This is a genomic window from Streptomyces sp. G-G2, from assembly GCF_030063135.1.
Classification (GTDB): Bacteria; Actinomycetota; Actinomycetes; order Streptomycetales; family Streptomycetaceae; genus Streptomyces.
In genome coordinates this window covers 1-10,784 of record NZ_JASISO010000093.1, presented here as the reverse complement: position 1 = coordinate 10,784, position 10,784 = coordinate 1, and the positions used below count along the sequence as shown (strand labels likewise).

Sequence of the window (10,784 nt, the reverse complement as noted above, 5' to 3'; positions counted from 1 at the left end):
CCGACGCCACCGAAAACCTCCGCACCACCAAGCCCGAACACGACGCCCGAACCCTCCCACCCCGACAGCGAAACCATGCCTGAGCTGGGAAAACTCAGCGATCAGAATCGGTAAGACAACGGCTTCTGATGACAACTGCGGTGCCTCACGGCCATGGAGTCGCAGGTCGGTGCTCACGTTAGGTGACACCTACCGTGCTTCGGCTCACACAGTGAGCCGAAGCACGATAGTTGTCACATAGGCAGGCTGGTTGTCACCGACGGTGTTGTGGGCGGTTGAGCCTGAGTGCGTCAGGTCGACAACTGTGGTCATCCGTGTCCGGTCTACTTGTTCCGGTTCTCCTGGGTCGGCCTCTGCGGCTCAGAGAAGCGGCGTTGTCAGTGGGCTCTGCCAGAGTGTGCGTCGTGGATGAACTGGTGGAGCGTGTCGACGATCAAGATCGTGTGCTGGGGATGGTGGTCAGCCGCCGGCAGGCCATCCGGGAGGGTTGGCTGCACCGAGTCGCCGTGACGGTGTGTCGTGATGCGCGTGGACGAATCCTCGTCCACCGACGGTCGGAGCAGGTATCACGCTTCCCCGGGCTCTATGAGGTCGAGGTCGGTGGCGCCGCAAATGTCGGCGAGTCCTATGAACAGGCCGCCGCGAGGGAGCTGGCCGAAGAGCTGGGCATTCGTGCGCTGCCGCGCCTGCTGTTCACGTTCATCAACCGCAGCGGCTTGAGCCCTCACTGGCTCGGCGTGCACGAAGCCGTGGTGCCGGACGCCGTGGTCCCCAATCCCGATGAGGTCGCCTGGCATGGCTGGCTGACCGAGCCGGAGCTGCGGTCGGCCCTGCTGGAGTGGCGCTTCACCCCGGACAGCAACGAAGCCTTCAGCCGGTATCTGACGTACCGGACCGCGCGGTCCTGACCTTGCCCATCACGCTCAGGCTCAGCGTCTGTCGATCTCCTTGGCCAGGTGCTCGGCGTGGTCTTCGAGCAGTGGCTTGAGGGCGCCGTAGTAGGGCTGGTGGCCAGTTGTGCGGAGCCAGTGGAAAACGTTGTGTCGCTCCCGGGTCCAGACGGCGCGAAGTTCCGGGTCGGGGGCGATGTGCGGTGGGCAGGGGGCGAAGTCGGGCTCGCCTTCGGTGACGCGGCTCGTGAGTACCGGCCCCTATACGGGATCGTGTACCGAGCAGGAAGCATCGTCCCCACCGGCCCGCCACGAGACCGCCCACCGCCTCGTCCAGCCGTCACCCAGATCCAGACCGGACCTGCCCGCGTCGACGTCCGTCGACACGAAAAGGTCCTCCCAGCTGCACTGATGCGACCATACGGACCCGGTGTCAGCGGCTTCGACTACCTTTCCCGTCCCAGCGCGTGTAGCGGCCATGAGCCCATGGACGCCTCGAAGAACCTCAGGCTTCCGATAACCACCGCAGCGACAGAGACCCCCGCGATCAGGGCCTGGCTCGCCAGACACTCCCGGTTCCATCTGGACTTCACCCCGACCGGCTCCTCGTGGATCAACCAGGTGGAGCGGTGGTTCGGCTTCCTGGCCGACCAGATGATCCGCCGAGGCGCACACAAGAACGTGCAGGCCCTCGAAGCCGACATCCGCCGCTGGGTCAAGAACTGGAACCAGGACCCCACACCGTTCATCTGGACCAAGACCGCCGAAGAGATCCTCGACTTCCTTGCCCGCCTCTGCCGACGGATCTCCGGCACAGGACACAGCCGCCTGCATGCAGCAGATCGGCGAGAGGGATGGGCCGCCGGCCGTCGCCGCGCACCCGGCCCGCCTGACCGGAGACTAATTCTGGCGCCTGGGGGCGCCCTCCGATTCGCCGCCGCATGGTCCTGGCCACCCACCAGGCGCTCACCACACCCCTGAACGCGCCGCGGGCGGCCACGCTCTGGGTCTCGCCCGCCGCAGCCCGCTCCCGCTCCACCACCCCTGCTGCTGTCCCCGGCTCGGCGGCCGCGGCCCCGGCCGACCCGCGGTACCCGCGCACCCGCGTGCGGTGGAGGCTCTCCTCGGCTGACGCTTTCACCAGCGAGGTCTGCAGGGCCACGAGGTGGGTCCCGCGGATGGTGTGGGAGCGGCTCTCGGCCTCGGGAGATTGCCGGCCTGGAGCTGGGTGTCGGTGACGTCCACGCACAGCACCTGGTACGGCGCGCAGATCTACCGGTCGATCGCCTCCCATAGCGTCAGAGTGAAGCACCGGCGCCGAACGGCTCGTCGGGGTCGTCATCCAGCTGGTCACCAGCTCGCCGGGCGCGCTCTGTTCCTCTGTGTCATCGTTCAGTTGCCACAGCCGGGGTGTGGCCGTCATGTAGAGGCGGCGTAGGGCCGGGATGCGGCCGTTGTCATGGACGATCACCACGGCTTGCCGATTCAGCCGGAGGTCCGGTGCGCGTCGTCGGCGACGATCGGGTCCCAGCCCGAGTGAGGCGTACGTGGCGAACACGGTCACGCAGCCTAATGGGCGTACCCGCGCGACCAGCTCGTCCATGTCCGTGGTGTTCGGGAAGGCCCCCCCCGCGCAGCGACGAGACCCGCTCATTGGCCCGAAAGGCCGCCACGCGCCACGCGCTCTCGGTTGGTTGGGCGGTGCACGGTTTCGCTGGTCCCCGGTGTGTGGATCGAGACGCTTTTCCCGGGACCTGATCGGTCGTCACGACATGGGGGATGCCGTGCGGCCCGGGGCGCATCGTCGGGCAACTTCCCAGGCCATCCTCGATGGCGCTGCTTCACTCTGCTGCATCACAGAAGTTGAGCCGGTGCCCGGATGGGGCGCGTTTCGACAGCGCCCGGGGAGGCAAGTGACGGTTGCGGGACGGTACGGACGTTCACGGGTTCTGACGGGGGTGGGGCTGTTCTCGTTGGAGTTTTAGCCGTTGGCGACGTCGCAAGAGTTCCCTGGCTGTAGGTGATCATTTTCACATCTCCTGGCAATGCGGTTGCGATGACGTTGCTTCTTATCTCGATTTACTGACATTTATTCTCCGCCAACGTGGTGTGGTTGGCCGATGGTGCGTTAGGTCGCCGCTTGTGTGGGGCTTCTTTCTGCGGGAAGGACTGGCTCCTCTTGATCGTCCTTGCGGGGGAGTTCCGTGCGTGTCGCGCGTCCGTTCGTAGTTGTTATCGCTTTCGTGATGGCCGGCATGGCCGGTACGGAGCAGGCCGCTCTGGCTGTCAATCACTGGACTCTCGCCAAGAGCGTGCTTGAACTTGGGTCGCGTCCGAAACAGTCCTGGGGTTCGGCGCGTGGCCGCGGCCATGATGCACCTGCGAGTGCGACGGACGCCGCTGTTTCCGGCGGGCGCAGCGGCGCGCTGAAGGCTCCGGGTGAGTTGCCGCTTGCCACGGGCCTCTCGCCCGTTGACCTGGGAGGTGAGCCCAAAGCTCCGACTTCGGTGTCCACGCGGGTGGTTTCCGCTCCTGCGGTTCCCGCGCCGAAGGGTTTCGACGCCAAGGCCAGCGTCGAGGTTGCCGAGAAGCGGGTGTCGTCTGTACGCGGACGGCGGCTCAGCCCTTCGCAGTTGGCTGCATGTGATCCGGTGCGGCCGCAGTGTCGGCCCGGTCCGCCTTCACCTGCTCCGGCAGGTCGCGTCGTGCTCGGATCTGGGAGAGGAAGACCGGCAGGAAGGCAAGCATCAGACAGGCGGCACCCACCCACAGGGCGAAGCGCACTCCGGCGAATTCGCCCATCAAGCCGGAGAGGGCGGAGGCGACGGTCAGCGCACCGCTCAGCATGAAGCGGAAGGTGGCATTCATGCGACCCAGGAGAGGCGCGGGGGTCAGCCGCTGCCGGAGGGTGATGCCAAGGACGTTGTCGACACCGACCTTGAAGGTCATCAGCAGCCATCCCGCCCCGGCAGCCCAGAGCCAGAGGCCACGGTCGATGAACGGGATCAGCAGAGCGGCCGGGGCCACACACGGACCAGTAAGGCTCAGGGCACGTCCATAACCGGTGCGTGCCGCCAGGGGGCGGGCGCAGCGGGCGCCGAGCAGGATTCCCACGCCGCCCACCGCCCAGTACAGGCCCAGCATCGCTGGGGAGAGGTGGAGTTCCTGGGCGAACAGAACGGGCAGCAGGGTGTTGATGATCTGGATGCCCAGGTTGGAGAGGGACGCGGACAGAGCGAGCGCGCGCAGTTCGCTGTGCTGGAACACGTGGCGCATGCCCTGCGCGACCTGGGTCCGCAGCGGGGCGCGTGGTCCGTCCCGGTGCGGTGCGGGTCCGGGCCGGATGCCGGTGAGGCACAGCGCCGAGACCAGATGCAAGACAGCCGTGCATGCCACGGCGAGCGGAGCTGTGATCAGGGCTACGAGTCCGCCGCCTGCTGCCCCTCCCGCCACGTTCCCAGCGGCCTGGAGACCTGTCACCGTAGTGTTGGCGCGTATTAGCCCTTTGTCGGCGACGAGGTGGGGCAGCACACTCTGCGAGCCCACGTCGAAGAACACCGTCGCACAGCCGCTCAGAGCCACCACTACGTACAGCTGCTCCAAGGTAAGCACTCCCCGTGCCCACGCGGCGGGCACCGTGGCGAGCAGCACCGCCCGCGACAGATCCGCCACGATCAACACCCGGCGGTGACGCATCCGGTCCACCCAGGCGCCCGCGGGCAGGCCGATGAGAAGGAACGCGGCAGTGCTCAGCGTGGCGAGGATTCCCACCTGACCCGGGCTCGCACCCAGGGCCAGCACGGCGACGAGCGGGAGGGCGACGTGACCGATATGGGTACCGAGTTGACCGGACGCGAGCGCGGCGAAGAAGGTGCGGAAGTCGGATGTCCGACGTGACGTATCGATGTGCGAGGGCATGAGCCGCAACTTGCCCGGCCCCGCCTCCACGGACCAGTGATTTAGGCTCTGCTAAATGGTGGTAGAGATCGGTTTCACGGCGCAGGACCTAGCGTTGACGCGGTTTGCGGTGTCGCCCCTGTGGGAGGTGGTGGCCAGCGTGCGGGTCCTCAAGGGGGCCGACACACAAGGACTGCACCGGCACTGGGCGGCACAGGCCGGCCCGGCGCTGGCGGCGGCGAAGCTGGACCTGGCGCCTCTGTTCGACCTCGTGCCCGTCCCCACCCCCGGCATCGTCGGTTTTCTGGCACCGCCCCCGGCCGCCCCGCAACCCTCGTTGCAAGTGGAACTGGCAGCCTTGCGCGCCACCCCGGTTGAGCTCATACGGACTACGGACCCGATGGTCCATGGCCCCGTTGAAGCCCTGCGCGAGGATCCCGTGTGCGGGCTCGGCCGGCTCGCGGACACCATCACCGCGTACTGGGACGTGGCGCTTGCCCCGTACTGGCCGCGCATCCTCGCTCTGCACGAGAGGGACATCCAGCACCGGGCCCAACACTTCGCCGAGGGCGGCGCACACCGACTCCTGGTGGACCTGAACCCTCAACTCGCTTGGGGGCAAAGCACTTTGCGCGCGCCGCACGGACGGTTGCGCGGGCCCCAACAACTCGGCGGCAGGGGGCTGCTGCTGCTCCCCTCCGCCTTCACTTGGCCCCGTATCTTCTCCATCCTCGAAAGCGATCACTACCAGCCCACGTTGCGCTACCCCCCGCTCGGCATCGGCACCCTGTGGCAGGAGCGGCCGCGTCCGCAGTGCGAGGCGCTGGCCGGCGTACTCGGACGCACCCGTGCTCGGCTGCTGGCCGAGCTGACGGCTCCCGCGTCCACCACCGACCTGGCCCGCCGCATCGACGTCACCCCAGGCGGTACCTCCCAGCATCTGACGGCGTTGCGAACAGCCGGCCTGGTCCGCGCGCACCGGATGGGGCGGGTGGTGCTGTACGCGCGCACCAGCGTCGGTGAAGCATTGGTGCATGGTGCCGGCTGATCAGCCCCGTCGCCACCTCGAACGAACCTTCCGGCCTGTGACTGCACGTGCGCGGTGGAGGTCCGCCATGCCCATCCGCTCGGATCGTGGGCACCTTCCTACGCAGCCAGCTCCTCGGGAGGGCGGCGCGGTGACCGGAATCGTAATCGATGGAGCTCTTGAACCCGCACACGCTGTGCCGCCACCGTGTGTTGTAGGAGCCGGTGATCCAGGTCGAGGTCCTGATCCTGGCCTCGGAGCGGGTGGCGAAGGCGTGCTGGTGGACGTACTCGACCTTCAAGACGCTGTTGAACGTCTCGCTCACAGCGTTGTCGAAGCAGGAGCCGACGCAGCCCATGGACGGGAAGACGCCCAGCCTGCGGCGGGCCCGGCGGAACCGCCGTGAGGTGTATTCGCTGCCTCCAGGTCTTGACGATCTGCATACCCGTTTCGCAATAACAGGTCTGCCCGGCGACCGCTTCCCGGTCGCCGGGCAGACCCCTCGCACAGCCGAAGAACCTCAGAGGATGGCGAGAAGGTGTTCGGCTTGGTCCTCGAGTGCCCCGGGCGGGTTGTGTCGGTGGGCCGGGCCGTCTGGCAGCAGCATGAGGAGCCAGAACACCGCGAACGCTGGCCTGTATGCGCGAACGCGCTCGTGCTCGTCGGCGCGCAGGTCGAGGCGCTTGAGGAGATCGTCCGCGACGATTTCGGATCCCCGGCGCAGGGAGATGTGCTCGACCAGGTCCGCGATGTCGAATGCGCGATCGTTGCTGCCCGCGCTCTCGAAGTCGATGACATGGACGGCTTGGCCGTCCCACAGGTAGTTGGCCAGGTTCCCGTCGCACAGACCGAAGATCGTCGAGGGCTCGCCGATCGAGGCTGCCCGAGTTGCCCAATCGGAGCCGATCAATTCCGAGGCCGCGTCGAAGGCCCTGCGCACGACGGGCGCTGCGGCGTGCGTCGGCCGGGCGCGGGAGGCGAGCATCTTCTTGAGCAACTCCGCGACGTCGGCTGGGGTGTCTTGCGGATCCGCCGTGGCGAGGACGCTGTCCGGAACGCATCGGTGCATCCGCTCGAGCGCGGTGACGAGCGCATCCACCTGCTCAGGCGTTGCTCGTCGTGTGCCGAGCGGTTCCCCCGGGACACGGCTCATCACGATCCGCGGTGGCTGCGCATCCAGTTCCGCGCTGATTGGGTCGGGGCCGAGGCCCGGCGCGAACCGTCGGAGCAAGGTGAGTCCGCGCCACTCGCGCAGATGCTCACCGCGTTCCCACGTGCGGAAGGTCTTCACGACACGATCACCGTTGAACTCGACGTCATGCGTTGTGGATATCTTGTCCGCGGGGTTCTCCGTCACGCTGTGAGGATATATAGATGCGTGCTCCCAGATCAGGTCTCCGGCCGCGCCGTCAACACAGGCTGGAAGAAGTGCGACTGCTCGACGCCGTGCCACGTGACGTCGCTAATGCTGTGACCGGCAAGGTTCACAGGGTTGCGGTTGGTGCTGGCGCCGTTCGGGGCGGTTGGATGTCGGGAGACGTTCGATGTTGAGCCGGGAGGCGTGGTGGCAGAGCCGGTCAAGGTACGCGGGCTGACCGATCAGGAGGGCCAGCAGCTACAGCGGATCGTGCGGCGGGGCAGCACCAGTTCGGTGCGGCGATGATGCTGCTGGCCTCGGAGAGCGGGAACCGGGTGCCGGTCATCGCCCAACTGGTCCAGGCCGACGCGGACACGGTGCGCGACGTGATCCACCGCTTCAACGGGGGAGCACCTCGTCGGCGCACGTGCTCTGGCTCAACCGCCCGGCTTGCTTCGTCCAGTAGGCGGCCCAGGCGCGGGCCGCAGCGATCGTCGCATCCAGCTCCGTCATCCCGCGCTCCTGCTCGTCCTCCCATGACCGGGCTTCGGCGTCGGTCAGGATCCGCAGGCCGTCTCGTGGGGCGTCGGCGAACGCGGTTACCTTCGCGCACCACTGGGCGGCCTGCTCGACGGTCTGCCCGCCGTCAAGGACGAGTCGGAACCCCCACAGGGCCGTGTCGATCCATGCCGGGCCGCGCAGTGCCCACGCCCAGTCGATCAGCCATACCCTGCCGCCGGGTTCGGTCATGAAGTTCGTCGCGGCAGGGTCGGAGTGCACCAGGCGGTCTCCGGTGAGCAGGGGCTCGTCGGCTGGGTCGCAGTACTGCCCCCATCGGTCCCACGCGGTCAACTGGACCACTTCCGGCGCTGGTACCTCGCTGAGTTTGCGCAGCACGGCCGCCACCGATCCGACGTGTTCGCCGTCGTCCCCGAGGTACGTCCACACCGTGGCCTTTAGGCCCTGGAAGCACACCAGCAGCCACCCCCCGGCCTCCTGGCGCCACAGCACTTTCGGGGCGCTCGCGGGGAGGAACGGGGCGAGGGCGGCTTCCGTCTCCAGACGGGCGGCGTCCGCGTGGTCCGCTGGCAGCCCCTTGACGAACACCATCTCCCCGCCCGGCCAGAACCAGGACGCGAACGCGGCCCCGTTCCCGGTCGGCACCGCGACTCCCTCGCCCTCACCGACCCGGGCGGCCAGCGCCGCCCGGGTCTCGTCGGGCAGCTCCTTGTACGGGACCCGACCCACGCGCACAGCCGGTCAGCTCCCCGGACGCTTGGGCGGGTTCTGGGGGTCGTTGGGCGGCATCGGCGGGTTCTTGTCCGGACGCGTCGGCGGATCGGTGGAGGGCCGTCCCGGAGGGGGCGAAGAGGTAGGACGGCTCTTGAGCTCGGGCAAGGTGATTGTCATGGCGGGAAGCTACCGGCCGCAGAGCGCGAGGCGCCGGGCGTTTGCGGTATTGGCCGGTTCCCGTCCTTGGACCGGCCGCTCACCTTCCGCTCGCCTGCCCGCGGCAGGTGAGCGGAAGTACCTCGCGGGCGGGCGTGCTCCGCCTCACCCACCCGGGTCGGTCGTGCGGCGCCCGCGCAGCCACGGGTAGGGGCGCTCGATGTCCAGCAACATGTCCTCGAGCAGGGCGTGGGTGGTCAGGGGCGCAGGACGTAGTAGCGGAGCACGTCGAGGTCAGCTGTGCGGACGACGGACCATCGGGCGGTGAGCGTCTCGCCCGCCGCGGCGGTGATACCCAGGTCCCGCAGAGGTGCGGAGGGCTCGCGGCGGCCGGCGATCTCGGTGACCAGCCACAGGAGGCCGCCCGGGACAAGGAGGTGGCGGACGCGGTTGAGGAAGGCCGCCTTGTCGTCGATCCACCTGTAGACCAGACGGCAGGTGATGACCGCGTACGCCGCGTCCGACAGCTTGGTGAGGTCGTCGGTGGTGATGTCTAGATGCAATACCGGTGACTTTGGGCTTTATGGGTCGTTGAGTGAGGTGTGCCAAGGCCCGGTCAGGTGAAGTCGTCGGCGGTTGAGCGGTTGTCGGATCGGATCGCGCTCGGTGTGCTGACGCGTGCGTTTCCACCGGAGTTGGTGGATGAGGTGGTTGCGGAGTGTGGGCGGGTCGAGCAGCGGCGTCGGCTGTTGCCCGCTCGGGTGGTGGTCTACTTCGTGCTCGCGATGTGCCTGTTCTCGGGCCAGGGCTATGAGGAGGTGGCCCGGCTGCTCACCTGTGGGCTCGAAAACCAGCGGTGGGAGGGGACGTGGCGGGTTCCGTCGACGGCGGCGATCGGCCGGGCACGGCTGCGGCTGGGTCCCGAGCCGCTCAAGGCATGGTTCGCCCGGGTGTGCCGGCCGGTGGCCACCGGGACGACGGCCGGGGCCTGGTACCGCGGGTGGCGGCTGGTCGCGGTGGACGGCACCACCTTCGACCTGCCCGACACCGACGCCAATGACGCCTTCTTCGGCCGTCCGGGATCCTCGCGCGGCCAGCGGCGGGGCGCGTATCCGCAGGCGAGGATGACGGCGGTGGTCGAGTGCGGCACCCATGCGGTCTTCGCCGCCGAGGTCGGCCCGCTGTCGGTGCACGAAACAGTGCTGGCCCGGCGTCTGTTCGGCCGCCTGGCTGAGGGGATGCTCCTTCTGGCTGACCGGGGCTTCGTCGGGTTCGACCTGTGGCAGGCTGCCGCAGCCAGCGGCGCCGACCTGCTGTGGCGGGTCAAGAACAACGCGGTCCTGCCCGTGGTCGAGACCCTGGACGACGGCTCGTACCTGTCGGAGATCGTTGCCGCGCGGGACAAGAACCACCGGGCCGACCCGATCACGGTCCGGGTCGTCGAGTACACCCTCGACGACGGGGCCGCCGGGACGGTCTACCGGCTGATCACCACGATTCTCGACTCGCAGGCCGCTCCGGCGGCCGAACTGGCCACCTTGTATGCCCAGCGGTGGGAGATCGAGACCACGCTGGATGAGATCAAGACCCACCAGGGCGGCCCCCGCCTCGTCCTGCGCTCCCAGCATCCGGCCGGCGTCGAGCAGGAGATTTTCGCGTTCCTGCTGGTCCACCACGCCCTACGCGACCTGATGCACCAGGCCGCACAACAGGCAGGACGGGATCCGGACCGGATCTCCTTCACCCGCACCCTGCACGTCGTCCGCCGCCACGTCACCGGGCAGGCGGCGCTTTCCCCACTGCCGACTCGGCCGGGCCCTGGCACACGCCCTGCGTGAGATCCGTGAACGACTCCTGCCGCCCCGGCGGCAACGGTCCAACCCCCGCGTGACCAAACGCAAGATGGCCAACTGGAAACTCAAACGAGCCGAACACTGCCACCCACCCCGCCCCGAGAAACCAACCGTCACGATCACCAAGCCGACCAAGACCAGCCCGACCCGCCGGGAAAAACACTAAATCACCGGTATTGCACCTAGGTGCGTTCGACGTGCCCAACGAACCGTTCGTCGACGCGGCCCACGCGTTCATCAGAGGTGTCAAGCCCCGGGTTTCGTGGAGAGTGAGTTAGCTGGTTTTCTGGAGTGATGCAGGGGGTTCGGCCGCGTAGTGGGCGGCTTCGTGTTCGGCGGGGGTGACGTGGCCGAGTTCACCGTGCAGGCGT

Annotated in this window: 8 protein-coding genes and 1 pseudogene; 4 read left to right on the top strand and 5 right to left on the bottom strand. The window is 68.1% G+C overall.

The genetic code is table 11. The features are described from left to right. Positions 1–404 precede the first annotated feature (404 nt). Together QMF80_RS37165 and QMF80_RS38500 are read left to right on the top strand one after the other, a co-directional pair. Entirely contained in the window at positions 405–908 is a 504-nt protein-coding gene (locus QMF80_RS37165; protein WP_502962998.1) for an NUDIX hydrolase, read from the top strand. Positions 909–1,376: 468 nt separating this feature from the next. Further along, positions 1,377–1,871, top strand: coding sequence for a hypothetical protein (locus QMF80_RS38500; RefSeq protein ID WP_502962997.1), 495 nt, complete (start codon positions 1,377–1,379; stop codon positions 1,869–1,871). A 1,638-nt stretch (positions 1,872–3,509) separates the two neighbouring features. On the opposite strand, the gene QMF80_RS37150 is transcribed toward QMF80_RS38500, so the two are convergent. After that, a complete protein-coding gene (locus QMF80_RS37150; RefSeq protein ID WP_283461737.1) occupies positions 3,510–4,808 on the bottom strand; it encodes an MFS transporter in 1,299 nt (432 codons plus the stop codon). 55 nt (positions 4,809–4,863) lie between these two features. On the opposite strand from QMF80_RS37150, the gene QMF80_RS37145 reads away from it, so the two are divergent. Further along, the gene (locus tag QMF80_RS37145) at positions 4,864–5,835 is read left to right on the top strand and encodes an ArsR/SmtB family transcription factor (RefSeq protein ID WP_283461736.1); all 972 of its coding nucleotides are present in this window, start codon (positions 4,864–4,866) and stop codon (positions 5,833–5,835) included. Positions 5,836–6,010: 175 nt separating this feature from the next. Here the strand turns inward: QMF80_RS37145 and QMF80_RS37140 are convergent. The 4 genes and pseudogenes from QMF80_RS37140 to QMF80_RS37120 all read right to left on the bottom strand — a co-directional run. Further along, positions 6,011–6,322 (bottom strand): annotated as a pseudogene (locus QMF80_RS37140) (integrase core domain-containing protein); the annotation flags it as partial. 12 nt (positions 6,323–6,334) lie between these two features. Next, on the bottom strand, positions 6,335–7,171 hold the full coding sequence (locus tag QMF80_RS37135) for an aminoglycoside phosphotransferase family protein (protein ID WP_283461734.1): 837 nt from the start codon (positions 7,169–7,171) through the stop codon (positions 6,335–6,337). Between the two features lie 399 nt (positions 7,172–7,570). Next, positions 7,571–8,425 carry an aminoglycoside phosphotransferase family protein gene (locus QMF80_RS37125; RefSeq protein WP_283461732.1) on the bottom strand — a complete coding sequence of 285 codons (855 nt, stop codon included), beginning with the start codon at positions 8,423–8,425 and terminating at the stop codon, positions 7,571–7,573. A 392-nt stretch (positions 8,426–8,817) separates the two neighbouring features. Further along, complete coding sequence (locus QMF80_RS37120; RefSeq protein WP_283461730.1) at positions 8,818–9,123, bottom strand: class I SAM-dependent methyltransferase; 306 nt, start codon at positions 9,121–9,123, stop codon at positions 8,818–8,820. Between the two features lie 39 nt (positions 9,124–9,162). Between QMF80_RS37120 and QMF80_RS37115 the strand changes: the two genes are divergently transcribed. Further along, a complete protein-coding gene (locus tag QMF80_RS37115) occupies positions 9,163–10,398 on the top strand; it encodes an IS4 family transposase (RefSeq protein ID WP_283461728.1) in 1,236 nt (411 codons plus the stop codon). Positions 10,399–10,784 lie beyond the last annotated feature (386 nt).